Annotated in this window: 24 protein-coding genes; 17 read left to right on the top strand and 7 right to left on the bottom strand. The window is 64.2% G+C overall.

Annotated features, from left to right (window positions below; genetic code table 11):
• Positions 1-4: 4 nt before the first annotated feature.
• Positions 5-574: an elongation factor P gene (gene efp / locus EN861_RS13360; protein ID WP_127276735.1), complete on the bottom strand. Its 570-nt coding sequence runs from the start codon at positions 572-574 to the stop codon at positions 5-7.
• Positions 575-776: 202 nt separating this feature from the next.
• Between efp and epmA the strand changes: the two genes are divergently transcribed.
• Positions 777-1,823, top strand: a complete 1,047-nt coding sequence (gene epmA / locus EN861_RS13365) for an EF-P lysine aminoacylase EpmA (protein ID WP_135863920.1) — start codon at positions 777-779, stop codon at positions 1,821-1,823.
• A gap of 26 nt (positions 1,824-1,849) precedes the next feature.
• Here the strand turns inward: epmA and EN861_RS13370 are convergent, their stop codons facing one another.
• Positions 1,850-2,266: a VOC family protein gene (locus EN861_RS13370; protein WP_127276730.1), complete on the bottom strand. Its 417-nt coding sequence runs from the start codon at positions 2,264-2,266 to the stop codon at positions 1,850-1,852.
• Positions 2,267-2,440: 174 nt separating this feature from the next.
• On the opposite strand from EN861_RS13370, the gene EN861_RS13375 reads away from it, so the two are divergent.
• The 6 genes from EN861_RS13375 (at position 2,441) to lpxK (ending at position 8,033) form a co-directional block, all read left to right on the top strand.
• On the top strand, positions 2,441-3,784 hold the full coding sequence (locus EN861_RS13375; RefSeq protein WP_127869691.1) for a TldD/PmbA family protein: 1,344 nt from the start codon (positions 2,441-2,443) through the stop codon (positions 3,782-3,784).
• Entirely contained in the window at positions 3,771-4,574 is an 804-nt protein-coding gene (locus EN861_RS13380) for a 3'(2'),5'-bisphosphate nucleotidase CysQ (protein ID WP_127280826.1), read from the top strand. Before EN861_RS13375 ends, EN861_RS13380 begins: the two co-directional genes overlap by 14 nt.
• Positions 4,575-4,650: 76 nt before the next feature.
• Positions 4,651-4,896, top strand: coding sequence for a DUF4170 domain-containing protein (locus EN861_RS13385; RefSeq protein WP_015318348.1), 246 nt, complete (start codon positions 4,651-4,653; stop codon positions 4,894-4,896).
• A 5-nt stretch (positions 4,897-4,901) separates the two neighbouring features.
• Positions 4,902-5,693, top strand: a complete 792-nt coding sequence (locus EN861_RS13390; RefSeq protein ID WP_127280825.1) for a lysophospholipid acyltransferase family protein — start codon at positions 4,902-4,904, stop codon at positions 5,691-5,693.
• Positions 5,690-7,006 carry a lipid IV(A) 3-deoxy-D-manno-octulosonic acid transferase gene (gene waaA, locus EN861_RS13395; RefSeq protein ID WP_127869690.1) on the top strand — a complete coding sequence of 439 codons (1,317 nt, stop codon included), beginning with the start codon at positions 5,690-5,692 and terminating at the stop codon, positions 7,004-7,006. Before EN861_RS13390 ends, waaA begins: the two co-directional genes overlap by 4 nt.
• A gap of 1 nt (position 7,007) precedes the next feature.
• The gene (gene lpxK / locus EN861_RS13400; protein WP_127869689.1) at positions 7,008-8,033 is read left to right on the top strand and encodes a tetraacyldisaccharide 4'-kinase; all 1,026 of its coding nucleotides are present in this window, start codon (positions 7,008-7,010) and stop codon (positions 8,031-8,033) included.
• Here the strand turns inward: lpxK and EN861_RS13405 are convergent.
• A complete protein-coding gene (locus tag EN861_RS13405) occupies positions 8,030-8,263 on the bottom strand; it encodes a DUF2093 domain-containing protein (protein ID WP_127278225.1) in 234 nt (77 codons plus the stop codon). The two genes, lpxK and EN861_RS13405, sit on opposite strands and share 4 nt — an antisense overlap.
• A gap of 114 nt (positions 8,264-8,377) precedes the next feature.
• Here EN861_RS13405 and EN861_RS13410 point away from each other — a divergent pair, with 114 nt between their 5' ends.
• The gene (locus tag EN861_RS13410) at positions 8,378-8,971 is read left to right on the top strand and encodes a hypothetical protein (protein WP_127278226.1); all 594 of its coding nucleotides are present in this window, start codon (positions 8,378-8,380) and stop codon (positions 8,969-8,971) included.
• 112 nt (positions 8,972-9,083) lie between these two features.
• On the opposite strand, the gene EN861_RS13415 is transcribed toward EN861_RS13410, so the two are convergent.
• Complete coding sequence (locus EN861_RS13415) at positions 9,084-10,010, bottom strand: LysR substrate-binding domain-containing protein (protein ID WP_127278227.1); 927 nt, start codon at positions 10,008-10,010, stop codon at positions 9,084-9,086.
• 91 nt (positions 10,011-10,101) lie between these two features.
• On the opposite strand from EN861_RS13415, the gene EN861_RS13420 reads away from it, so the two are divergent.
• Positions 10,102-10,995, top strand: coding sequence for a DMT family transporter (locus EN861_RS13420; protein WP_127869688.1), 894 nt, complete (start codon positions 10,102-10,104; stop codon positions 10,993-10,995).
• A gap of 134 nt (positions 10,996-11,129) precedes the next feature.
• The gene (locus tag EN861_RS13430; RefSeq protein WP_127869687.1) at positions 11,130-11,891 is read left to right on the top strand and encodes a hypothetical protein; all 762 of its coding nucleotides are present in this window, start codon (positions 11,130-11,132) and stop codon (positions 11,889-11,891) included.
• Between the two features lie 22 nt (positions 11,892-11,913).
• On the opposite strand, the gene mutL is transcribed toward EN861_RS13430, so the two are convergent.
• Both mutL and EN861_RS13440 read right to left on the bottom strand, forming a co-directional pair.
• Positions 11,914-13,803: a DNA mismatch repair endonuclease MutL gene (gene mutL / locus EN861_RS13435; protein WP_127278230.1), complete on the bottom strand. Its 1,890-nt coding sequence runs from the start codon at positions 13,801-13,803 to the stop codon at positions 11,914-11,916.
• A 68-nt stretch (positions 13,804-13,871) separates the two neighbouring features.
• Positions 13,872-14,774, bottom strand: coding sequence for a LysR substrate-binding domain-containing protein (locus EN861_RS13440; protein ID WP_135863927.1), 903 nt, complete (start codon positions 14,772-14,774; stop codon positions 13,872-13,874).
• 92 nt (positions 14,775-14,866) lie between these two features.
• Here EN861_RS13440 and EN861_RS13445 point away from each other — a divergent pair, with 92 nt between their 5' ends.
• The 7 genes from EN861_RS13445 (at position 14,867) to EN861_RS13475 (ending at position 23,492) form a co-directional block, all read left to right on the top strand.
• Positions 14,867-16,417, top strand: coding sequence for a trimethylamine methyltransferase family protein (locus tag EN861_RS13445; RefSeq protein ID WP_127278232.1), 1,551 nt, complete (start codon positions 14,867-14,869; stop codon positions 16,415-16,417).
• A gap of 45 nt (positions 16,418-16,462) precedes the next feature.
• Positions 16,463-18,112, top strand: a complete 1,650-nt coding sequence (locus EN861_RS13450) for an ABC transporter substrate-binding protein (protein WP_127278233.1) — start codon at positions 16,463-16,465, stop codon at positions 18,110-18,112.
• Positions 18,113-18,229: 117 nt separating this feature from the next.
• On the top strand, positions 18,230-20,212 hold the full coding sequence (locus tag EN861_RS13455; RefSeq protein ID WP_127869686.1) for an FAD-dependent oxidoreductase: 1,983 nt from the start codon (positions 18,230-18,232) through the stop codon (positions 20,210-20,212).
• 52 nt (positions 20,213-20,264) lie between these two features.
• Positions 20,265-21,374 (top strand): mandelate racemase/muconate lactonizing enzyme family protein, encoded by a 1,110-nt coding sequence (locus EN861_RS13460; RefSeq protein WP_127869685.1) that lies wholly within the window; start codon positions 20,265-20,267, stop codon positions 21,372-21,374.
• Positions 21,375-21,498: 124 nt separating this feature from the next.
• Positions 21,499-21,975 carry a DUF3828 domain-containing protein gene (locus EN861_RS13465; protein ID WP_127280283.1) on the top strand — a complete coding sequence of 159 codons (477 nt, stop codon included), beginning with the start codon at positions 21,499-21,501 and terminating at the stop codon, positions 21,973-21,975.
• A 4-nt stretch (positions 21,976-21,979) separates the two neighbouring features.
• Positions 21,980-22,588 (top strand): hypothetical protein, encoded by a 609-nt coding sequence (locus EN861_RS13470; protein WP_127280282.1) that lies wholly within the window; start codon positions 21,980-21,982, stop codon positions 22,586-22,588.
• 28 nt (positions 22,589-22,616) lie between these two features.
• Positions 22,617-23,492, top strand: a complete 876-nt coding sequence (locus EN861_RS13475; protein WP_127869684.1) for an alpha/beta fold hydrolase — start codon at positions 22,617-22,619, stop codon at positions 23,490-23,492.
• Positions 23,493-23,499: 7 nt separating this feature from the next.
• On the opposite strand, the gene queF is transcribed toward EN861_RS13475, so the two are convergent.
• Positions 23,500-23,961, bottom strand: coding sequence for a preQ(1) synthase (gene queF, locus EN861_RS13480; RefSeq protein WP_135863929.1), 462 nt, complete (start codon positions 23,959-23,961; stop codon positions 23,500-23,502).
• Between the last annotated feature and the right edge of the window lie 12 nt (positions 23,962-23,973).

Consider the following 23,973-nt stretch of genomic DNA (forward strand, 5'->3'; position numbering starts at 1 on the left):
ACCCTCAGTCCTTCGCCCGCTCCACATAGGACCCGTCGGCGGTCATCACCACCACGCGGGTGCCAGGCGCGATGTGCGGCGGCACGGTGGTGCGCACGCCGTTGGAAAGCACGGCCGGCTTGTAGGAGGACGACGCCGTCTGGCCCTTGGTCGTCGGCTCGGTGTCGACCACTTCGAAGGTGGCGCGCTGCGGCAGCACCAGGGCGATCGCGATGCCGTTGAACTGCGACACCTGCACCGGCATGCCTTCCTGCAGATAGGGGGCTGCGTCGCCGACCACGGCTTCCGTCACCGCCACCTGGTCGTAGGTTTCCGGGTTCATGAAGTGATAGCCTTCGCCGTCGGCGTAGAGGAAGGTGTGCTCGCGCTCCTCGACATAGGCACGCTCCACCTGCTCGGTGGTGCGGTAGCGCTCCGACACCTTCACCCCGTCGCCGATGCGCCGCATGTCGAGCTGGGTCACGGGCGTGCCCTTGCCTGGGTGAATGTTTTCGGCAAAGAGGATCACATAAAGCTTGCCGTCCTTGTCGACGACATTGCCTTTGCGGAGCGAACTGGCGATGACTTTCACCACGGTTTTAAATCCTGCAAGAGTTGACTGGCGTTTGCCGGCTTGTGCGGCGCTGGATGGGGGCCTAGCGCATCTTGGCGCGAACCGCCAGCCCCCCAATGCGAACTGGCATGGGGCGAACTGGCATGGGGCGAACTGGCATGCGGGCGAACTGGCATGGGGGGCGAACTGACATGGGGCGCACCGCCATGCCTTCAATCCGCTCATGACCGCCGCGTCGCCCTGGTGGACGCCGCATGTCCATGCCGATCGCCGCCCGCGCCTTATGCTGCGCAACAAGCTGACGGCGGCCTTGCGCGACTGGTTCGCCGGTAACGACTTCATCGAGGTGGAGACGGCGGCGCTGCAGGTCTCGCCCGGTAACGAGGCACATCTGGCGGCTTTCGCCACGGAAGCGGTAGGGCCGGATGGCGTCCGCTCGCCGCTTTATCTCCACACCTCGCCGGAATTCGCCTGCAAGAAACTGCTTGCCGCGGGGGAGCAGCGCATTTTCAGCCTGGGTCCGGTCTACCGCAACCGCGAGCGCGGTCCTTTGCACCATCCCGAATTCACCATGCTCGAATGGTACCGGGTGGGCGAAACCTACGAAAGCCTGATGCGCGACTGCGCCGATCTGCTGGCGCTGGCCGCGACACGGGCAGGGGCCACGCGCTTTTCCTTCCGTGGCCGCGATTGCGATCCGTTCGCCAAACCGGAGCGGCTGACCGTGGCGGACGCCTTCAGCCACCATGCCGGCATCGATCTGCTGGCCACGGTCGCCGTCGACGGCGGCACGGACCGGGACGCGCTTCATGCCGCGCTGGTCCAAGCCGGCCTGCGCACAGCGCCCGACGACAACTGGGCGGATTTGTTCAGCCGCGTGATGGTGGAAAAGATCGAGCCGTTCCTCGGGCAGGGGCGGGCGACCATCCTGTGCGAATATCCGGTCGCCGAGGCGGCGCTCGCCCGTCCGAGCCCCGGGGATCCACGCGTCGCCGAACGGTTCGAACTCTATTGCTGCGGTGTCGAGCTCGCCAACGGCTTTGGCGAGTTGACCGACGCGGCCGAGCAGCGCCGGCGCTTTATCATCGAGATGGACGAGAAGGAGCGCATCTATGGCGAGCGCTACCCGCTGGACGAGGATTTCCTGGCTGCCCTTGCCATCATGCCGCAGGCCAGCGGCATCGCGCTCGGCTTCGACCGCCTGGCGATGCTGGCGACCGGCGCGCAGAAGATCGAGGACGTTATCTGGACACCCGTCGCGACATCTTGAACGAGAGCCGCTACCAGGCTCTCTTTTCAATGCGCGAAAACCTGCTCCAGTGAGCGAAAACCCTTGAATTCCAGGGCGTTGCCTGATGGGTCGCGAATAAACAGCGTCGCCTGTTCGCCGGGCTCGCCCTGGAAGCGGACCATTGGCCGCTCCAGCCAGTCTATGTCGTCGCGCGCTTCCAGCCGCGTCGCCAGGCGCTGCCAGTCATCCATTAAGAGCACGGCGCCGAAATGCGGAATCGGCACCAAAATGCCGTCGACCTTGCCGTCACTGGCGGCTTGCGCGGCCTGCGGCCGCAGATGCGCCGACATCTGGTGGCCATAAAGGTCGAAATCGACCCAGGTCGCCGACGAGCGGCCGATCGCGCAGCCCAGCACCTCGCCATAGAAAGTTCGCGTTTCATCGAGATCACGAACCGGAAAGGCAAGATGGAAAGGCGTCATGGCGAAGGCTCCAGATAGGCAAAAACTGCGGCGTCCGCTCCTGGCGGGCGCTTCGATGGCGATTTGGTCGCGACATCCTGATTGCCCTTCTGCCATTGCACAAGCGGCATTGGAACAATAGATGGTGCGGCAGCACCTGCCTTCCGGACAGGCTGAAGAAACAGGATCAAGTGCATGACCGACAAGCTCGACGCCGCGAAATTGACGGACCGCGTCGCGGCCCTGGTCGAGGCCGCCAAACGCGCTGGCGCCGATGCCGCGGACGCCGTCGCGGTGCGTGGCCGCTCGACCGGTGTTTCGGTGCGGCTTGGCAAGGTCGAAAACACCGAAGCATCCGAGGGCGACGATGTTTCGCTGCGGGTCTTCGTCGGCCAGCGTGTGGCCAGCGTATCGGCCACCGCCGCGTCCGATCCGAAGGCGCTTGCCGAGCGTGCCGTTGCCATGGCCAAGGTGTCTCCCGAGGATCCCTACCAAGGTCTTGCCGACCCTGCGCTGCTCGCCAGGCAGACGCGCGACCTGGACCTGTTCGACGCGACCGAAGTGTCGGCCGACCAGTTGAAGGAAGCGGCCCTTGCGGCCGAAGCGGCGGCTCTCGCCGTCAAGGGCGTGACCAATTCGTCCGGCAGCAATGCCAGCGCCGGGCTGGGCGGGATGGTTCTGGCCACCTCGCACGGTTTTCTCGGCCAGTATGTCGCCTCGCGCTTTTCGCGCTCGGCCAGCGTCATTGCCGGCGAGGGCACCGGCATGGAGCGCGACTATGAATTCTCCTCGCGCCAGCATTTTGCCGATCTCGACGCGCCCGAGGATATCGGCCGCATGGCCGGCGAACGGGCCGTGCGTCGTCTTGGCGCGCGCAAGGCGGCGACCGGACCGGTCGACGTGGTGTTCGACCCGCGCGTCGCGCGCGGCATTGCCGGCCATATCGCCGGCGCCATCAACGGTGCTTCCGTTGCGCGAAAAACCTCGTTCCTGCGCGACATGATGGGCAAGCAGGTGGCCGCTGCCGCCATCACCGTCACCGACGAGCCGTTGCGGCGCCGTGGCCAGGCCTCGCGTCCATTCGATGGCGAAGGCGTCGAGGGCGAGAGGCTCCTGATGATTGAAAAGGGTGTCCTCAACCACTGGTTCCTGTCGACGTCGGCGGCGCGGGAGCTCGGCCTTGTCACCAACGGTCGCGGCGCGCGCGGCGGCTCCTCCGTCTCGCCGTCGTCGACGAACCTTGCCATCGAGGCGGGCGAGCGCTCGCCGGAGGATTTGATCGGCTCGCTCAAGACCGGCTTCTACGTCACCGAAGTGTTCGGCCAAGGCGTGGACATGCTCACCGGCGAATACAGTCGCGGCGCCTCGGGCTTCTGGATCGAAAATGGCGCGCTCGCCTATCCGGTCGCCGAAGTCACCATCGCCTCGAACCTGAAGACGATGTTCCTCAACATGGTGCCGGCCAATGACCTCGACCGCAATTTCGGCACCGCGGCCCCGACGCTCCTGATAGAAGGCATGACCCTTGCCGGAGCATGACCTGACCACTGCCGGTGCCGATCAGGACTTGCCGCTGCTGCGTGACGCCGCCCGCGAGGCCGGTCTTATCGCCATGCGCTACTTCGGCAACAATCCGCAGGTCTGGATGAAGGGCGGCACCTCGCCGGTCAGCGAAGCTGATCATGCCGCCGATGCGTATCTGCGCCAGACGCTGCTTGCGGCACGGCCGGATTATGGCTGGCTGTCGGAAGAGACGGCCGACGATCCGGCACGGCTTTCGGCGCGCCGCACCTTCGTTGTCGACCCGATCGACGGCACGCGCGGCTTCCTCGAAGGCCAGCGGACATGGTGCGTCAGCGTTGCCGTCGTCGAGAATGGCCGCACGCTCGCCGGGGTGCTCGAATGTCCGGCGATGGATGAGACCTACTCGGCGCTGCCCGCTCAGGGCGCCTTCCGCAACGACAAGCGCATCGCGGTGCGCAAGCCTGGGGACAAGGCTGAAATTTCAGGATTGAAGCAGTTGATCGACCTGGTGCCTGCCGCCTGGCAGCAGCGGCTGCAGCGGGCACCCTACATCCCCTCGCTCGCCTACCGCCTGGCGATGATCGCCAACGGGACGCTCGACGCAACGTTCGTCAAGCCGAACGCGCATGACTGGGACATCGCAGCCGCCGATCTCATCCTGCGCGAGGCGGGCGGTCAACTGCTCGACCCGAATGGCCGCGCGCCGCTCTACGCCGGCGAGGTGATCCGCCACGGCGCGCTCGCCGCCGGCAGCGGGGACCTGCTGGCGGTGCTTGTCGATGTCATCGCCGGGCTGGATGCCTGAAAGCGTTTTCGAAGGTTCCAAAGTCGGCGGCTTTGGTCTAGACCTGTCACAAACTCACGATATGTGAAGGACCGACATGGCCGCGGAAGACGGAAAGAAACAGCTTTTGCATCTGGTGTTCGGCGGCGAACTCAAGAAGCTTGGCGGTACCGAGTTCAGGGATCTCGACGCGCTCGACATCGTCGGCGTCTATCCCGACTATCAATCCGCGCACACTGCGTGGAAAGCCAAGGCGCAAGCCAGCGTGGACAATGCTCATATGCGTTATTTCGTCGTTCATCTGCACCGCCTGCTGGATCCTGATAGCAAGGCCGCCGGTTGACCTCGATGGAGCATGATCTGGCGAAACAGCCAGCCAGCGAGGCCGCGCCCACGGGCAGGGGCGGCAGCCGCACGACCAAAGCCTTCTGGCGCCGCATTCGCGAGCCGCTCGCGCAGTCTCGATTCGTCAAGAACGCCATTGCCAGCCTGCTCGCGCAGTTCGTGCGGCTGGTTCGCCTGACCAGCCCCCTGGTCGCCGGATCGGCGCGCTTTTCGGGCGGCGCCTACGCCGAGTTCGAGCCGGGTATCATTGCTCTGTGGCATGGCCAGCATCTTTTGACACCGGCCTATTACCCCAAGCGCAAACCCCTGGTTGCCATGGTGTCGCGCAGCGCTGATGCCGAACTCAACGCGCTGATGCTGGAGAAGTTCGGCATCGAGGCGGTGCGCGGTTCGGGTGGGCGTGACAATGCCAGGCATCTGGACAAGGGTGGGGCCAAGGCGCTGATCGCCCTCAAAAAGTCGCTCACCGCAGGCAAGAACGTTGCCATGATCGCAGACATTCCCCACGGTACCCCGCGCGATGCAGGGCTCGGCATCGTTCTCCTGGCTCGCCTCTCCGGCCGGCCGCTCCTGCCCGTCGCCATAGCCACCAGCCGCCGCAAGGTGCTGGAAAAGAGCTGGGACAAGACCACCATCAACCTGCCCTTCGGCCGCTCCGCCGTGACCATCGGCGCGCCGATCTTCGTGGCGGCGGATGCCGACGACGCCGAAATGGAACGCAAGCGCCTGGAAGTGACGGCCGCCCTCAACGCCGCGACCGCCGAGGCCTACCGTCTCGTGGACGGTCCTCGATGAGCGGCCGCTGGGCCCGCACCATGCTGTCGGCATATCGATTTGCCGGCGCGGCCGCCTATCCGCTGGTCGGACCCTATGTCGCCTGGCGCACTTCGCGCGGCAAGGAAGACCGCAACCGCCGCCGCGAGCGCTACGGCGTCGCCGGCCGGCCGCGCCCCGAGGGGCCGGTGATCTGGATCCATGCCGCGAGCGTCGGCGAGACCTTGGCCGTCGTGCCGCTGGTCGAAAGCATCCTCGACTACGGCGTCAACATCGTGCTGACGACCGGCACGGTAACCTCCGCCCAGGTCGTCGACGAGCGGCTCGGCGACCGCATCATCCACCAATATGTGCCGCTCGATCTGAAGCCGGCGGTCAGCCGCTTCCTCGATCACTGGAAACCGGATCTGGCGATCATCGCCGAATCCGAGATCTGGCCGATGACCATCCTCGAACTCGGTGCTCGCCACGTGCCGCAGGTGCTGGTCAATGGCAGGCTCTCCGATCGCTCGTTCACGTCGTGGAAGAAGCGGGCCAACATCGCCGAGGCGCTGTTCGAGAATCTGGCCCATGTCGTTGCCCAGTCCGACGTCGACGGCGAGCGGTTTCGCGCGCTCGGCGCCCGGCCGGTCACGGTGTCGGGCAACCTCAAGGTCGACACCAACCCGCCTCCGGTCGACGATCGCGCGCTCGGCATTTTGCAGCGGCAGATCGGCGATCGGCCGACCTGGGCGGCGATCTCGACCCATGATGGCGAGGAAGTGGTCGCGGCGGAAGTCCACGCGACGCTGCACAAGCGTCACCACGGCCTTTTGACGATCGTCGTTCCGCGTCACCCCGATCGGGCCGAAGCCCTTGCCGCGCAGATTTCCGGCATGGGGCTGAAGGTCGCGCGGCGCAGCAAGGGCGACCGTATCGGACCCGACACGGATATCCTGCTTGGCGATACGATCGGCGAAATGGGCTTGTACCTCCGCTTGACCGAAATCGCTTTCGTCGGCCGCTCGCTGACCTCCGAAGGCGGCCAGAATCCGCTCGAGCCGGCCATGCTCGACACCGCCGTTTTGGCCGGGCGCAACGTGCAGAATTTTCGCGAGGCCTATCAGCGCCTGCTCGACAGCGGCGGCGCCAAGCTGGTGCGCGACCGCGACATGCTGGCTGGCGCCGTCAATTTCCTCCTGACCAACGAAGTGGCGCGCCACGAGATGATGGCGGCGGGGATCGCGACCGTCGACGAGATGCGCGGCGCACTGGCACGTACGCTCAAATCGCTCGAACCATATATCCAGCCGCTGGTGGTCAAGGCGCGCCTGAAAGGCGCGAACGGGCGTTAGCGTGGCCACCGAAGCACCGCCCTTCTGGTGGGAAGAGCCGGACTGGAAGGTCCTGGCGCTGTCGCCGCTGTCGACCGTCTACGCGCTGGCCGCCGGCCGCGGCATGCGCAGGGCCCGGCGCGAGAAGATCGACGCGCCGGTTTTGTGCGTCGGCAATTTCACCGTTGGCGGCACCGGCAAGACGCCGGTGGCGATCGCGCTCGCCCAACAGGCCAGGCGCATGCAGCTGAAGCCCGGTTTCCTGTCGCGCGGCCATGGCGGCTCCTTTGCCGAGCCGCATGTCGTCGATATCAGCCATGACAGCGCCAGACATGTCGGCGACGAACCGCTGCTGCTGGCCGAACATGCTCCGGTGGCGGTGACGCCCAATCGAGCCGCCGGCGCCCGGCTGCTGCTGGAAAAACACGGCTGCGATTTCCTGATCATGGACGACGGCTTCCAGAGCGCGCGCATCCATATCGATTATGCGCTGGTCGTCGTCGATGCCCGTTACGGGATCGGCAATGGCCGCGTCATCCCGGGCGGTCCTCTCAGGGCCAAGATCGTCGACCAGCTGGTCTTCACCAGCGGGCTGCTCAAGATGGGCGAGGGCACCGCTGCCGATGCCGTGGTCCGCCGGGCAGCGCGTGCCGGCCGGCCGATCTTCGAGGCCCACACCGAGCCGAGCAGCAAGGCCGGGCTTGCTGGAAAGCGGTTTCTGGCCTTTGCCGGTATCGGTCATCCCGAAAAGTTCTTCGACACGGTGCGCGAGGCCGGCGGCGAAGTGATCCTGTCCAGGCCCTTTCCGGATCATCACTTCTACGCGGAGGACGAGCTCGCCGAACTGGCCGCGACGGCGCGGACCGAAGGCCTAGGGCTGATCACCACCGCCAAGGACGCCGCCCGGTTGCGCCACGGCGCCCCGCGGGATTTTCTCGACCGTCTTGACGTGCTGGAAATCGACACCGTGTTCGAGCTTGATCACGTGCCCGAACGCATCATCGAGGAGACGCTCGATGCCTGGCGGCAGCGCAAGCTGAAAGGCTAGCCCCGTTTGCGCAACTCCGGGTGCATCTCGATTTCGCGGCGCAGCGAGGCAGTGGCGTTCACATAAGGCTCCTGCCTGGCGACGCTCCAATATTTCAGCTCGTCCAATGGGATGTTTTCGCCCGTCACCGCGCAGCGCACGAACGAGCCGGGGCTGGTGACCTGGAAATCGCCATCGAGGTAGCGGATGCGGGCTTCCTTGCCGCCGGGGCCTTCGAAACGGTTCATCATGCAATGGCACTTGAGTTCATCGGGATTCAATCGCCATAAATCGTCGGCAAGGTCAAGCTTGGCGCAATGCTCATGTAATATTGCCCTATGGCACAATGGTTGTCAGGAAGCGCCATGGACATCGCCAATGCAAGCGTGCCGTCTTTGCTGAAAGAAGCGCTCACGCCCCAGCCGGTTCCTTCGCCCAAGGCCGATCCGGCGACCGCGGCGCTGGTCAAGGAGCTCGTCCAGCCGCCGGCGCCCGCTATGGTGCAATCGGCGCAGTTCGCCACCCAGGTGCTGCAGAGTTCGCTGCCGCGACCGGCCGCTCAAACCTCGCAACGCCTGTCGTCCTCCGAGATCGAGGATGCTTACCGGGCCGTCATGGAACCTGACGCCGTCCACCATGCACCGGCCCGAGCCTCGGCGGGTGGGGCAGGGGCGGATACCGATCAGGCTTCGCGCGGCTTCGCGCCGTCGCAGACAACGGCCACCGACAGCACACCCAAACTGGCGCCGGCCCTGTCCACATTTTCGCCGGCCGTCGCTTCCGCGGCGGTCCTGGTCGCGGCCAATGCCAACGCGCCGCAACCGCGCGGCGCCTCCATCCGTCCGGCTGGCCATGCGCCACGATCCGAGCCAGCTCCGTTGTCGCTGTGGACCATATCGATCGTGACGGCCATCGTCTCGGCCGTGACCACCATGATCGTGCTCTTGCTGTTCCGTTAGGCAGGGTTCACGCGATTTCCGACAGGGAGCCGCCACGCATTTTCCCCTGGGGAATTGCACTGAAGTACATATGTCCTGAAAGCGGGCCGGCGATGGCCGGATGCCTTCGAGCCTAATCGTCATCCTGCAGGAAAGCTTCCAGCCTTGCCGAAGCAAGCCCGGCCTGTTCGGCAATGCGCCTGGCGAGATCGGCGGCGGCCGCGCGCGGCCGGCCGACCGGACGATCCAGCCAGTAGGAAACCGGATTGAGCGTGGTGCGATCGTCGACGGCGACGAGGCGCCCCGATTCTATCTGGTGCTCGGTGAGCGGCGGCCGGGCCAGCGCGATGCCGAGGCCATGGGCTGCTGCATCGAGTACCAGATTGTAGTCCTCAAAGCGGCGGTCCTGCGGGCGCGGCCGGTAGTCCACGTCCTGCGCGGCGAACCAGGCACGCCAGCCCGACGCGTCGGAATCGTTGATCAGCGGGAATTTGAGCAGCCGGGCCGGGTCACCACCGCCGATCTCCCGTGCAAGGTCTGGCGAGGCGATCGGGAAGAGATGTTCCTCGAACAGTTGCACCGAGACGCGGCCCGGGATGCGGCCGCGACCGCAGCGGACCGAAAGATCGATGCCTTCGTCGGCGAGATCGGCCTGACGGTTGTCGACGTCGAGCACGATGCGCAGGCGGGTAGGGTCGTTTTCCAGCGTTGCCATGCGCGGCATCAGCCATAGGCCGCTCACCGATGGAATGGAGGCCAGACGCACCACCGCGGTGCCACGCGGCTCCACCCAGCGGTCCGAATCGACCGAGATCAGGGCGAAAGCTTCGGTGGTCCTGAGATGCAGGCGATTGCCTTCGTTGGTCAGCGTCACGCCGCGCGCGCCACGTTCGAACACCTTCAGACCAAGCCAGTCCTCGAGCTTGGCGATCTGCCGGCTGACGGCGCCATGGGTAAGGTTGAGCTTTTCGGCGGCGGCCGAAAAGCTTCCCGTGCGCGCCGCGGCGTCGAAGGCGCGCAATGTCTCCAGCGGCAGCATAGTGTTCGAGCTGTGATCCATGCTCACAGGTGACCCTCGATTTGGTCGTTTGTCAATCGACCCGGAAAGGCGTTTTCTGCTCTCGAAACTCGAAGATTCCGAGGGCACAGAGATGAGCACGACGACAGGCACGTTGAATTCGACACAGCGGATGGACACCACGGCCGCCATCGCCGTGGCGCTGACGGTGATCGGCTGGGCTTCCGCCTTCCCGGCGATCCGTGCCGGACTCGCCACCTTCCAGCCGCTGGAGCTTGGCGCCCTGCGCTTTGCTATCGCCGCCGTGCCGGCGGCGATCTACCTTGCCGTCAAGCGCCCGGCACTGCCCCGGATCGGTGATTTGTGGCGCCTCGCCTTCGGCGGCGCCATCTTCGTCGCGCTCTACACCGCGATGCTCAATTTCGGCGAACTGACCGTCTCGGCTGGAGCCGCCGGCTTCATCATCAATGTCAGCCCTATCTTCACCGCCATCATGGCGATGGCGCTGCTTGGCGAGCGTTTCTCCGGCATAGCCTGGATCGGTACGGTCATTTCCTTCGCCGGCATCGGCATCATTGCCATCGCCGACGGGCATGGCCTGCATTTCAATGCCGGCGCGCTGCTGGTGCTCGGCTCGGCACTCTGCTCGGCCGTCAACACCATCGTCCAGAAGCCGCTGTTTGCCCACCATCATCCGCTGACCATCGCGGCGTCCAACATGGTGCTCGGCGCGCTCTGCCTGGCGCCCTTCCTGCCCGCCGCTCTCCAGCAAGCCGCCGTCGCCAACACCGCCGGCCTCGGCGCCGTCATCTATCTCGGCATCGTGCCAAGCCTGATCGCCTATGCGGCCTGGGCGACCGCGCTGTCGCGCCTGCCCGCGGCGCGTGCTTCGAACTTCTTGTACCTGGTCTCGCCGATGTCGGCGCTGATCGGCTTCTTCTGGCTGGGCGAAGTGCCGACGCTGCTCGGCATCCTCGGCGGCGCGCTGGCGCTCGGCGGCGTTATCGTGGTGAATTTGAAACGCTAAATCAAAAGGTTGCGGTCTTTCCCTGACTCGTATCAAGAACCGCGGATTTCATCGCCAGTTGACGGCCGCCCCAACGCAAGGCAACCGTCACGTGGTCTTGGCGGATTGTCATCGCGGAGCGCAGCGAGGTTGGGATGGGAAGACGTTTTATCTCAACGGTCGTTTGCTTGTTGCTGCTCAACGCAAAAGCCGTTGCGGGTTGGTATCACGTGGAAAACTACGAGGGTTTCCTCGGGTCGTCTCCTATCCATTTCTCCATACAGACATATGACAGCTTGGGCAGCGCGCCAAGGGTCGATGGAAGCTACTTCTACGACGCGAAGCAAATCCCGATTGCGCTGTATGGCATCGTCAGCGGTACCAGGTTCGTACTGTGCGAGATTACAGACGATAAGGAGCTTTATCGGATAATGGTGCAGGGACCGAGACCCCCTGTCGACACCACGAGGTGCCCGTTCTCCCTTGACCTCAATGAAGGCGTTGCGACAGGAAGCTGGAGCAAGGGCACGGATAGATATCCCGTCACCCTCAAGAAAATTGCGAGCCTGGATGACACCGGCGAGGGAAAGATCGACGGCACCGTCGAGATTCCGTTCTGGGCGCAGACAGCCACCGACAGGTTCTCGGGAGTTTACACGAATACCAGCGCCGGCCTTTGCATGGAAAAAATGCAGGTCATCAAAAAGAGCAGCCGCAAGGTTGTCCAGGAAATTGCCTTCGCCGATGACGACGCTTGCAGTGCCGGCATGCTGATGACGACCATCTACATGAACGTCGAGAAATGGGTGGAGCGAGGCAAGGACATTATTTCCGTGAATTTTCGAGGCGGCGGCGCCGGAACCGCGGTCGATTACGTCTTCAATTCACGAACAAGGAAATATCAGCAGAGCAAGTGAGGACTGGGCCGTTGAAACCGGTTCACCGCCGCCCGAACAGCCGCTCGATGTCCGCCAGCTTGAGTTCGATATAGGTCGGCCGGCCGTGGTTGCAGGTGCCCGAGCCGGGCGTCGCCTCCATCTGGCGCAGCAGCGCGTTCATCTCCTCGGCCTTGAGCAGCCGGCCGGAGCGCACCGAGCCGTGGCAGGCCATGGTGGCCGCGATCGTGTCCAGCCGTTCCTTGAGTGTCTCGACCGTATCGTTGTCGGCGATTTCGTCGGCGAGGTCGCGCACCAGTTGACCGACATTGGTTTCGCCCAGCATCGACGGCGTCTCGCGAACGGCAACCGCGCCCGGGCCGAAACGCTCGATGCCGAGGCCGAAGCGGGCGAGTGTTTCGGAATGCATGGCGAGGCGCTCGGCGTCCTCTTCCGGCAGGTCGATGATCTCGGGCAGAAGCAGCATCTGCGAGGGCACCGGCCGCGAGTGGAGGGCGTTCTTCAGCGCCTCGTAAACCAGCCGTTCATGCGCCGCGTGCTGGTCGACGATGACGAGTGAATCCCTGGTCTGGGCGACGATGTAGTTCTCGTGCACCTGGGCGCGTGCCGCACCCAGCACCGCGCCGAGCAGCGTCTCGGTTGCCTCATTCTGCCCCGCACGCGCATCGGCGCTGGCGAGCGGGCCGGCATCGAATGCCGCCTGGTCGCTCTCGCCGAAGCCGCCGGTTCTTGCGTTGCCGCGTTCAAAGCCTGCGCCTGCGAATTGCATGTCGAGCGGCCGCTGCGGCGAGCGCGAAGGGTCGAAGCCCGTGGGGCCGGACGCATGGAAAGCCGCTTCGTAGCTGCGATGGCCATTTGTCGGGCCACCGTGATCATAAGATGCGGCGCCCGGACGGAACGCAGCCATCATGCCGGCTGCACCCGTGGTGGCGGAGCGGATGCCGGCCTCGGCCAACGCCTGCCGGATTGCGCCGACGATCAGCCCGCGCACGAGACCCGGATCACGGAAGCGGACATCGGCCTTGGCCGGATGGACATTGACGTCGACGATGGCCGGGTCGAGCGAAAGAAACAGCACGGTCACGGCGTGGCGGTCGCGCGGCAGGACATCGGCGAATGCGCCGCGAATGGCGCCGGCGATCAGCTTGTCGCGCACCGGCCTGCCATTGACATAGGCATATTGCTGCAGCGCGTTGGCGCGGGTGAAGGACGGGATCGACACATGGCCGGTCAGATGCACGCCTTCGCGCATCGCGTCGATGGCAATGGAATTGTCGGGAAAGTCGGCGCCCATCACCTGCGCGACACGACGCAGGCTGCCGTCCGCGCTGTCCTCGGCCGCCGGCAGGTCCAGCGTCGTGCGGTCGGATCCGGCCAGCGTGAAACGCACCGTGGGGAAGGCGATGGCGATGCGCTTGACGATGTCGCTGATGGCCGAGCTCTCGGCGCGTTCGCCTTTCATGAATTTCAGCCGCGCCGGCGTGGCGAAGAACAGGTCGCGCACCTCGACCGTGGTGCCTCGATTGGCGGCCGCCGGCTTGACCGGCAGGACGCGGCCGCCGTCGATGCCGATCTCGGCGGCGCTGTCGCCCGAAGCGGTGCGCGAGCGGATCGACAGTCGCGACACCGAGCCGATCGACGGCAATGCTTCGCCGCGAAAGCCGAGCGAACGGATGTCATGGATATCCTCGGCGAGCTTGGAGGTGCAATGGCGCGCGATGGCCAGCGCCAGTTCCTGTTCGGGAATGCCGAAGCCGTCATCGGTGACTCGGATCAGGTTCAGCCCGCCGCCCGCTGTGACGACCTCTACCTTGCTTGCACCGGCATCGAGCGCGTTCTCGACCAGTTCCTTGACCACGCTCGCCGGACGCTCGATGACTTCGCCGGCGGCGATCTGGTTGATCATCGTTTCGGAAAGCTGGCGGATGGGCATGACGATAGTATAGGCGGATTCGTGTCGTGCGGGCGAGGGCGAACTGCGGCCGAAACGGTGAAACGACTTCACGCCTGCGCCAGCAGCCAATCCCTTACCTTGCGCGCATTGTCGCTGAGCTCGCGGTTCTTCGGCCAGATGACGTAGAATGCCGTGCCTGTCTTCATAACGTGGTCGGTGACCGGCACAAGCAGCCCCGTCGACAGCAGCCGCTCGACAAGGTGGCGCCAGCCGAGCGCGATGCCTTGCCCTTCCATGACGGCCTGGATCACAATCGCATAATCATTGATGCGCAAGCCACGCTCGGCATTGCGGAGACTGGCTCCGGCCGACTGGAACCATTCGTCCCAGTTCGGGGCCTCGCGATATGGCTCCTCCAGATGAATGAGGCGGTGTGTCGCTAGTTGTTCCACGGTCTCGGGCCTGCCGAATTTCGCCAGATAGCTGGGGCCGGCGACCGGAAAGATCTCTTCGTCCGAGAGCGACAGCGAATGATAATCCGGCCAGTCGCGCGGCACGCCGCCGCGCACCCCGAGCGGAATCCCCTCGGCGATGATGTCGAGGTCGCGATCGGCGGTCTGGATGCGCAGATCGACGCCCGGCAGTTCGTCGCGGAACTGCTGCAGGCGCGGCATCATCCAGAACGAGCCGAAGGCGGTCGAGGCAGCTAAAGTCACATGGCCGCCGGTCGCCTGCAGGCGAAGGTCCTCCGCGGATTTGCGGATATGCGACAGGCCGAGCGACACATCGGCATGGAAGCGCTCGCCGGCCTCCGTCAGGAGCACCTGGCGATGGCGGCGCTGGAAGAGCTGGGCGCCGAGCTGTTCTTCCAGCCCGCGCACCGCATAGGAAACGGCGGCCTGGGTCATGCCGAGCTCGCGCCCGGCGGCAGTGAAACTCGACAACCGGCCTGCCGCCTCGAAGACGATCAGTCTGCCGGCGGAGGGCAATAGATGGCGCAGGCTTCGCATAAGCACAGCTTATACAAGAGATCAGGATTTTCCAGCGTCACATCTATATTTCCCCTCGCTAAGTTGATCAGGATCGAAGGGATGGAGGCTCCATGAACGCACCGGCCGCTGAATTGACCGAACAGACCCACCGCCGTGGCGGCGGCCGTCTCGGGCGCAAGGCGCTCCGCAGCGCACCAATTGCCTCCTTTCCGACCCTGGTACGGCAGATTCCCGTCTATCAGATGGTTCCGGACGAGGCGGTGGAACTGATCCATGAGGAGTCGCTTTCGATCCTGGAAGAGGTCGGCTGCGAATTCCGCGACGACGAGGCCATTGCCTTATGGAAGGCGGCCGGCGCCGACGTCCGGGAAACGCGGGTCCGCATCGATCGCGCGCTGCTGATGGAACTCGTCGCCAAGGTTCCCTCCGAGTTCACGCTGAACGCGCGCAATCCCGAGCGCACCGTGCGCGTCGGAGGCAAGAATTCGATCTTCGTGCCGATGTATGGCGCGCCTTATGTGCGCGACCTCGACAACAACAGGCGCTACGGCACGCTCGCCGACCTCAATAATTTCCACAAGCTCGCCTACATGGCCCCGGCGCTGCACTCGTCGAGCTCGATCATCTGCGAGCCGATGGAAATTGCCGTGCCCAAGCGGCACCTGCACATCATCCATTCGGCGCTGAAATATTCCGACAAGCCGTTCATGGGCATCGTGACCTCCAAGGAGCGGGCGGAAGATACCATGGCGATGGCCGGCATCGTGTTCGGCGAGGAGTTCGTCCGCGACAATCCGGTGCTGGTGGCCATCACCAACTGTAATTCGCCGCTGGTCTGGGACGCCACCATGCTGGACGCCATGAGGGTGTATGCGCGCCACAACCAGCCGCTGATCCTGGCGCCCTTCGCGCTCTGTGGCGCCTCGACCTCGGCGTCCGCCGTCGGCGCGGTCGCGCAGGTCAATGCCGAGGCGCTTGCCGGCGTCGCCTTCACCCAGCTCATCCGTCCGGGCTCGCCCCAGATCTACGGCCAGTTCATGGTCACGGTCGACATGAAGACCGGCGCTCCCATGGGCGGCACGCCGGAGGCCGCCCAGATGATGTATCTGATGGGTGCGCTGGCGCGGAAATACAAACTGCCGTGGCGCACGTCCGGCTTCCATGTCGGCTCGAAGCTCAACGACGCCCAGGCGGGTTACGAAGCGAACATGCTGATGCATGCCGCCATTCTCTCCGGCGCCAATTATATCTGGCACTCGGCAGGATGGCTGGAAGCGGGTCTCACCTGCGGCTATTCAAAATTCGCCACCGACTGCGAACAGCTTGTCGGCTGGTACAAATATGCGGGCGGGCTGCCGTTCGACGATTTCAAGGAGGCCATGGCGGCAATCCGTGAGGTGGGGCCGCAGGGCCATTTCCTCGGCACCCAGCACACGCTCGACCATTTCGAGTCCGCGTTCTTCATGCCCAGTATCATGGACTTCAATTCGTTCGAACAGTGGAAGGCCGAGGGAGCAAAGGACCATGACACGCGCGGCCGCGAGAAAGCGCGCAACATGCTCGCCGATTATGAGGAGCCGAAACTCGATGAGGGCATCGCCGATGGTCTCAAGGATCTGATCGCGCGGCGCGAGGAAAAATTGCCCGACAGCGTTAGTTGAGGGAACGGGCAAAGACCCGACGGGAACAACAAGGGAGGAATGGACATGACGATTTTCAAAAGCAACGGCGATCGTGTGCCGCAGGCTATCGAAGCGATGGCCGCGGAGGCGCAAGCAGGCCGTGTCGACAGGCGCGAATTCCTGGCGCTGGCCAGCGCGCTTGGGGCATCAACGGCATTTGCCTATGGCATGATCGGCCTTGCCGCGCCGACACAGGTTTTGGCCGAGGAGCCGAAAAAGGGCGGGACGCTGCACGTCTCGATGTCGGTCAAGGCGCAGAAGGATCCGCGCACTTACGACTGGGTGGAACTGGCCAACATCTCGCGGACCTGGCTGGAGCCGCTGGTGCGCTATACCAAGCAGTTTACCTTCGAGCCCGTGTTGCTCGAAAGCTGGGACATTAACGACGACGCCACCGAGTACACGCTGCATGTGCGCAAGGGCGTCACCTGGAACAATGGCGATGCCTTCAACGCCGATGACGTGGTGCACAATGTGACGCGTTGGTGCGAGAAGGGCGTCGCCGGCAACTCGATGGCGGCGCGCGTCGGTGCGCTGATCGATGCCAAGACCGGCAAGGCCAGGGATGGCGCCATCACCAAGGTCGATGACAACACGGTCAAGCTGAAGCTCAGCGAGCCCGACATTTCGCTGATACCCAATTTCACCGATTATCCGGCACTCGTCGTGCACCGCAATTTCGACGCCGATGGCGCCGATCCGATCAAGAAGCCGATCGGCACGGGAGCGTTTGAGCTGGTGTCTTACGACGTCGGCCAGAAGGCGGTGGTCAAGCGCCGCGAGAACGGCAAATGGTGGGGAGGCGAGGCGCCGCTCGACGGGATCGAATTCATCGATTACGGCACCGACTTCAACGCTACGGTCAATGCATTCGATTCCGGTGAAATCGACCTCAACTTCGAGTCGCCCGCCGACTTCATCGACATTCTCGACAAGATGGGGCTGCAGAAATCGGAGGTCGCGACCGCCACCACGCTGGTTGCCCGCACCAACATCACGCACAAGCCTTATGACGACCAGCGCGTTCGCAATGCCCTGCAGATGGCAGTCGACAACAATGCGGTGCTGCAGCTCGGCTATAATGGGCGCGGCACGGTCGGCGAGAACCACCATGTCAGCCCGATCCATCCTGAATATTATCCGCTCCCCAAGAAGGAGCGCGATGCCGCCGGCGCCAAGAAGCTGATGGCGGACGCTGGTCAGGCCGACTTCGAGCATGAACTGATTACCATCGAGGACGACTGGCAGAAGAACACCGGCGATGCGATCGCCGGCCAGTTGCGTGACGCCGGCATCAAGGTCAAGCGCACCGTGCTGCCGGGCTCCACCTTCTGGAACGATTGGACGAAATATCCCTATTCGATGACCATCTGGTACATGCGCCCGCTGGGCGTCCAGGTGCTGGCGCTGGGCTACCGCACCGGCGAGGCGTGGAACGAATCGGCTTATTCCAATCCCGATTTCGACGCCAAGCTCAAGCAGGCGCTCTCGCTGATCGATGTCGCCAAGCGCAAGGAGGTGATGAAGGATGTCGAGCAGATCCTGCAGGACTCCGGCGTCATCATCCAGCCGTTCTGGCAGAAGCTCTACAGCCATACGAACAAGAAGGTGAAGAACTACGGTGTCCACCAGACCTTCGAAATGGATCTCCAGAACGTCTGGCTGGACGCCTAGCTTCAAGGATCGTGGCAAAGCCGGCACCCCCGAGGTGTCGGCTTTCCGGCAAAGAGCGACTTGGGTTGCGAGCGCTGGCGCCCGGGTGCCGCCGCCAAGGCTTTGAAGGAGCGGTGCATGTCTGGGCGGGTCTTCAACCGGTTGTTCACGCCGGCTACTCTGCGCGGCAAGACGTTGCGCAACAGGATCGTGTTCGGAGCCCACACCGCCAATATGGCGGTGGAGGGGCTGCCGACCGCGCGGCATGTCGGCTATTACGCGGAACGCGCCATCGGCGGCGCCGGCATGATCGTGGTCGAGCCGATGCCCGTGCATCGGGCCGCCGTGCTGACACGCGGCAACTTCAGCCCTTCCGATGACCGCGTCATCCCGCATTTTCGCAAGGTGACAGAGGCGATCCGCGGCAACGGCGCCGTCGCCATCCAGCAGCTCTATCATGTCGGTCAGCACGCGGACGCGGACAACTCGTTCCATGCCGGCTGGTCGCCTTCCGGCCTGCCGAGTTATCACGACTCCGACGGCTCGCATCGGATGTCCGAAGCCGAGATTGAGGAAACGATCGACGGCTTTGTCCAGGCGGCGCGCCGCTGCCGCGAGGCCGGCTTCGACGGCGTCGAGGTCTGGGCGGCGTACCATTCGATGCTGGACCAGTTCTGGACGCCCTGGTCGAACCGCCGCGACGACCGGTGGGGCGGCAGCCTTGAAAACCGCACGCGGGTGAGCCGTGAGGTGATGACCAGGATTCGCCGGGAATGCGGCGATGATTTCATCATCGGTCTTGCGGTCAATGACGAACCGGAAGTCGAAGTGGCGCTGAAGCGCGAAGCGCTGGCCGAGATAATCGACCTCCACGACCGCGATGCCTTGATGGACTATGTGACTTGTGGAACGGGTTCCTACTTCGATTTCTACAAGATCATGCCGACCTTTGTTTATCCCGAAAAGCTCGGCGCGGATCTTGCGGCGGTGCTCAAATCCACCGTGCGCCACGCGCTGATCACCGCCGAAAGCCATATCCGTACCCCCGAGAACGCCGAGAGCGTGCTGAGCGAAGGCCGCGCTGACCTCGTTTCCATCGTGCGCGGGCAGATCGCCGATCCGCATCTGGCTGCAAAGGCTGCCGCCGGACGGCCGCAGGACATTCGCGGCTGCCTGTCCTGCAACCAGATGTGCTGGGGCCGGCGCAGCCGCGATTACTGGATCAGCTGCGTCGTCAATCCCTCGGCGGGGCGGGAATGGGAGTGGGGCGGAGATCGCTTCGCTCCGGCCGCCCAGCCGAAGCGCGTGCTGGTCGTCGGCGGCGGCCCGGCCGGCCTCGAAGCGGCGCGCGCCGCGGCCGAGCGCGGTCATCGCGTCACACTGGCCGAGGCTTCCGACCGCCTTGGGGGGCAGTTCCGTCTTGCCGGACTGCAGCCGCGCCGTGCCCAGATTCTGGATCTGATTAGCTGGTACGAGCGTCAGCTCGGCCAGCTTCAGGTCGACATCCGTTACGGGCAGTATGTCGAAGCCGATGATGTCGAGCACGAAGGCGCGGATCACGTCATCATCGCCACCGGCTCGATGCCGCCAGACGGCGCTTTCCAGCGGGCCTTGCCGCAGTGGGACAGCATTCCGGGCGGTGGCCCGGTGCTCTCGGCCGAGGCGGTGATGGCTCGTGAGGCGAGGCCGGGAAAAAATGTTCTGTTGCTGGACGATGGCGGCAATTGGAAAGGCTGCGGCACCGCCTGGAAACTCGCCGAGGACGGTCACGATGTGACGCTTGTGACCCCGGACGCCCTGGTCGGCAAAGAGCTTCAGCGAATGGCCGTCGACGCGCCGCTGCGCCGAGCGCTCGCCAAACTGCGCGTGCGGTTCGTGACCGAGAGCGCCATCGTGCACTGGGATGGCAGGATGGCCAGGATTGCTTCGCTGCTCGACGGGACCGAGCAGGAGGTCGAGGCCGACGCTTTGGTCTTCGCCGCCACCAGCATGGCGCAGCACAGCCTGTCCATCGAGCTCGAACGGCGCGGAATTGCGCATACCTCCATCGGCGATTGTACCGCCTCCAGACAGGCGGCATTTGCCATTCATGACGGGCGCAAGGTGGCGCTTGGTCTTTGATGATCGCGAAAGGCGCCGGACCAGGCAAGGCATGAACGGGGCTGATGTCTGAATGCGTATCCAGTCAATCAAAGTCTATCAGGTGCTTCTGCCTGTCAAAGGCGGTGCCTACCGGATGGCCAGTGATAGCGTGCGGAATTTGGACAGCACGCTGGTTGAAGTGACCACCGAGGATGGACTGTCAGGCTGGGGTGAGACGTGCCCGATCGGCCCTGTTTATCAGCCCCAACATGCGCTGGGCGCGAGAGCGGCAATTGCCGAAATAGCGCCTGGACTTGTCGGCGAGGATACAACGTCCATGCGCCGCCTCGCCAAAAGAATGGACGAGCGGCTGAACGGGCACAACTATGCCAAGGCGGCCTTGGATATAGCTTTCCTCGACCTCACCGGCCAGCGGCTGGGCGTCCCGGTCTCAGCCCTTCTCGGTGGTGCGCTCACCGATCGTGTGCCGTCTTACTACTCGACGATCGTCGGTGCTCCCGACGAGACCGCGCGTATTGCCGCCGATAAGGTCAACGCCGGATATGCACGGCTTCAGATCAAGATCGGCGGGCGGGATCTCGAACAGGACGTCGCCACCGTGCACAAAGTATGGGAGGCCGTTGGCTTCAAGGCCCGGATAGCCGTCGACGCCAATCGTGGCCTGACCGCTGCCGCGGCGCTGCACATCGATCGGCTTTGCCAGGCAATCCCATTCGTGTTCGAACAGCCTTGCAACACCATGGAGGAAGTGGCGGGTCTCAAGGGACGCGTTACACATCCGATCTATCTCGATGAGAATACCGAGGATTTGAATGCCGTGTTGCGGGCAGTTTCGTCAGGTATCGCGGATGGATTCGGATTGAAGGTCACCCGCCTCGGCGGCCTCACCAAGATGGCCACGGTCCGCGACCTGTGTGCGATACGATCTCTTCCGCACAGTTGCGACGACGCCTGGGGCGGAGACGTCATCGCCGCGGCCTGCGTGCACCTCGCCGCTACCGTCGAGCCGAGACGTTTTGAGGGAGCCTGGATCGCGCAGGAATACATCGAAGGGCATACCGATCCCGTAAACCCGATCGTGATCGAGAACGGGCATATACGCGTCCCGCAGATCCCAGGGCTCGGCGTCAGGCCTGAGCGCTCCCAACTCAACGCGCCGATCGCTACTTTCGGAGACTAAGGATCGTTGGATGTGATCTATGCAAGTAGACGAGCCACCCGAAGGCTTCATGAGCCGCAAAAAAGCCGATATGCACGATGCGTGGTATTGATTGCTTTCCGCAGCCAAACATTCGGGGAAATCCATGAAACTGCTGCTCGCCGCCGTCTTGTCGATTGCCGCACCAGCCGCCGCATTGGCCGGTCCGGCGTCCGACGCCGTGAAGTTCTTCTATGTCCCGCAGGTCAAGTTCGAGGCCGACGCGCAATACCGCGATCGCTTCACCGAGCCGGTGACGAAACTGTTCGACCTCAACGACCAGGCGACCAAGAAGAATCCGGACCAGGTCGCCTGCATCGACTTCGACCCGGGCCTCGACGCGCAGGATTTCGACCAGAAGACCATCTCCAAGACCTTGAAATTGTCCGAGACGGTGGATGGCGACGCGGCACAAGTGGTGGCGAATTTCAGTCTCTTGCCGGAAGGAGACGATTCGCAGCGCGAAATGCACTGGTCGCTGAAGAAGGTCGACGGCAAGTGGAAGATATCGGACATTGCATCGAAGACCAGCGCCTGGACGCTGAGCCAGCTCGAATGCATGGCAGGCCAAGATCCGGAGTGATGCAATGGCCGGTCGCGCGCTCCTGTTATTGTCGGCCATGTGCCTGCTGGCGGCTGGCTTGAACGGCGCGGCTGCTCAGGGCCTGTTAGGCGCGCCGCCGGCAAATGCTCCGGCCGGGACCGCGCCCGATGACAGCGGCACGCCGCCGGCGACCGCGCCTGGCGGAGCTGCGGAGCCGGCGACGCCACCTGTCGCATGGCCGCCGAGCGGGCCCGCCACCCCCATCCAGCCGGGATCGCCGACAGCGGTTGTGCGGCCGTTCTACGATCAGGTCGGCCTGGAGATCGATCCGGCTCAGCGCGGCCATTTCATCGACCCGGCGAAAACCGTGCTCGACAAAAGCGATGCCTTGCGCAAATCCGGGCAGGGCGAGTGCCTGGACCCCAACATGGCGTTCGACAATGCGGACTATGACAAGGCCGAGATCGACAAGAGCCTGAAGACGCTCGAATCAATCAATGGCGATCAGGCCAAGGTCATCGTCGCCTTCGTCGTCGCCGGCAACCCGCACCGCCTTGAATGGAAGTTCAAGAAGGTCGACGGCGAATGGAAGATATCGGACCTTTTGTCGGTGACCGGCGAATGGGCGCTCAGCCAGTACCAGTGCGAATGAGCCGTCGTCAGCTTCCGGGTGGTCGGCAATGAAGCTTGGCGGTTTGCTCGCGATAGCGCTAGTCGGACTCGGCGCTGCCGCTTGCGTCGTCGATTGGCGGATCGGCACGATGCTGATCGCCCGCGAACCCTGGCAAGCTTTGGCGCTGCCCGGCGACTTGCCCGTCGAGCGCGTCGTGCTCGACCAGCCCGGCGCGCCCGAACTGGTTGGCTGGGTGGCCGATCGAAAGGGCAGTTGCGGTACGATCGTTCTACTGCACGGCCGCGGCGCCAACAGGCTCGCTTTGGTGCAAAGGGCAAAATTGCTGCTCGACGCCGGTTATTCCGTCATCCTGTTCGATCTGTCGGGGCACGGCGAGAGCGGCGGGGCCGTTCAAGGTTTTGGCTACAGTGAAGGCCAGGATGCGATCCGCATCATGGCCTTCGCCAGGCAAAGGTTTCCCGACCAGAAGCTTGGCGCCGTCGGCTCATCGCTTGGTGCCGCCGCTCTCGTCTTTGCCGCCCCGCAAGCGCCTGCCGATGCCTATGTGCTGGAGCAGCTCTACGCGACCTTGCGCGAAACAACGGCTTGGCGAATGCCTTTCCACTTCTGGCGCGGTTTCCAGGCCGACGTCCTGCTGGCGCAGATGCCGCTTCGCCTCGGGTTGAGCGCCGATGACGTCAGGCCGGTCGACCGTCTCGGCAAAATCGGCAGGCCGCTGATGCTGCTCGCAGGTAGCATCGATCCCTTCATCGATCGCGGTCAGGTACTGGCGCTGCGGAATGCTGCCGACGGCTCTCAACTGGTCTGGTTCGAAGGGGCAGGTCACGTTGACCTGCTGCGCTACGACCAGCCGCGCTATCGCGATGCTGTCCTCCCCTTCCTTGCAACAAGCCTTTGCCGGACCGGTGCCGGCAATGGCTGACATCAGCTCAGCCGCGCCCGCGATAGGGGGCGACGCCGGTGTCCGGCAGCCAGGCGCCCTCGGGCGGAGTGCCGGTCTGCCAGAAGACATCGATCGGAATGCCGCCGCGCGGATACCAATAGCCGCCTATGCGCAACCACAACGGCTTGGTCGCGGCCACGATGCGACGGCCGATCATCACCGTGCAGTCTTCATGGAAAGCGCCATGGTTGCGAAACGAGGTCATGAACAGCTTGAGCGACTTCGATTCCACCAGGGCCGCGTCGGGTGCGTAGTCGATGACGATATGGGCGAAATCCGGCTGTCCGGTCACCGGACAGAGCGAGGTGAATTCCGGGACGGTGAAACGCACGATCGCCGGCGGTCCGTCACCGCGCTGAAACGGCACGGTTTCCAGGACCGCAGCTTCGGGACTCTGTGGCGTCTCGACGTGCGTGCCGAGTTGGGCGAGATTTTTGGTATCGATCATGAGCGGTTTCCT

The sequence above is a fragment of the Mesorhizobium sp. M8A.F.Ca.ET.218.01.1.1 genome (assembly GCF_004791165.1).
Taxonomy (GTDB): Bacteria; Pseudomonadota; Alphaproteobacteria; order Rhizobiales; family Rhizobiaceae; genus Mesorhizobium.

Bases quoted from the DNA above. Each gene is read 5' to 3' on its own strand.
- epmA (WP_135863920.1), top strand. From the start codon at position 777: ATGACCGCCGCGTCGCCCTGGTGGACGCCGCATGTCCATGCCGATCGC.
- EN861_RS13370 (WP_127276730.1), bottom strand. From the start codon at position 2,266: ATGACGCCTTTCCATCTTGCCTTTCCGGTTCGTGATCTCGATGAAACG.
- EN861_RS13375 (WP_127869691.1), top strand. From the start codon at position 2,441: ATGACCGACAAGCTCGACGCCGCGAAATTGACGGACCGCGTCGCGGCC.
- EN861_RS13385 (WP_015318348.1), top strand. From the start codon at position 4,651: ATGGCCGCGGAAGACGGAAAGAAACAGCTTTTGCATCTGGTGTTCGGC.
- EN861_RS13390 (WP_127280825.1), top strand. From the start codon at position 4,902: ATGGAGCATGATCTGGCGAAACAGCCAGCCAGCGAGGCCGCGCCCACG.
- waaA (WP_127869690.1), top strand. From the start codon at position 5,690: ATGAGCGGCCGCTGGGCCCGCACCATGCTGTCGGCATATCGATTTGCC.
- EN861_RS13405 (WP_127278225.1), bottom strand. From the start codon at position 8,263: ATGATGAACCGTTTCGAAGGCCCCGGCGGCAAGGAAGCCCGCATCCGC.
- EN861_RS13410 (WP_127278226.1), top strand. From the start codon at position 8,378: ATGGACATCGCCAATGCAAGCGTGCCGTCTTTGCTGAAAGAAGCGCTC.
- EN861_RS13415 (WP_127278227.1), bottom strand. From the start codon at position 10,010: ATGGATCACAGCTCGAACACTATGCTGCCGCTGGAGACATTGCGCGCC.
- EN861_RS13420 (WP_127869688.1), top strand. From the start codon at position 10,102: ATGAGCACGACGACAGGCACGTTGAATTCGACACAGCGGATGGACACC.
- EN861_RS13430 (WP_127869687.1), top strand. From the start codon at position 11,130: ATGGGAAGACGTTTTATCTCAACGGTCGTTTGCTTGTTGCTGCTCAAC.
- mutL (WP_127278230.1), bottom strand. From the start codon at position 13,803: ATGCCCATCCGCCAGCTTTCCGAAACGATGATCAACCAGATCGCCGCC.
- EN861_RS13440 (WP_135863927.1), bottom strand. From the start codon at position 14,774: ATGCGAAGCCTGCGCCATCTATTGCCCTCCGCCGGCAGACTGATCGTC.
- EN861_RS13445 (WP_127278232.1), top strand. From the start codon at position 14,867: ATGAACGCACCGGCCGCTGAATTGACCGAACAGACCCACCGCCGTGGC.
- EN861_RS13450 (WP_127278233.1), top strand. From the start codon at position 16,463: ATGACGATTTTCAAAAGCAACGGCGATCGTGTGCCGCAGGCTATCGAA.
- EN861_RS13455 (WP_127869686.1), top strand. From the start codon at position 18,230: ATGTCTGGGCGGGTCTTCAACCGGTTGTTCACGCCGGCTACTCTGCGC.
- EN861_RS13460 (WP_127869685.1), top strand. From the start codon at position 20,265: ATGCGTATCCAGTCAATCAAAGTCTATCAGGTGCTTCTGCCTGTCAAA.
- EN861_RS13465 (WP_127280283.1), top strand. From the start codon at position 21,499: ATGAAACTGCTGCTCGCCGCCGTCTTGTCGATTGCCGCACCAGCCGCC.
- EN861_RS13470 (WP_127280282.1), top strand. From the start codon at position 21,980: ATGGCCGGTCGCGCGCTCCTGTTATTGTCGGCCATGTGCCTGCTGGCG.
- EN861_RS13475 (WP_127869684.1), top strand. From the start codon at position 22,617: ATGAAGCTTGGCGGTTTGCTCGCGATAGCGCTAGTCGGACTCGGCGCT.
- queF (WP_135863929.1), bottom strand. From the start codon at position 23,961: ATGATCGATACCAAAAATCTCGCCCAACTCGGCACGCACGTCGAGACG.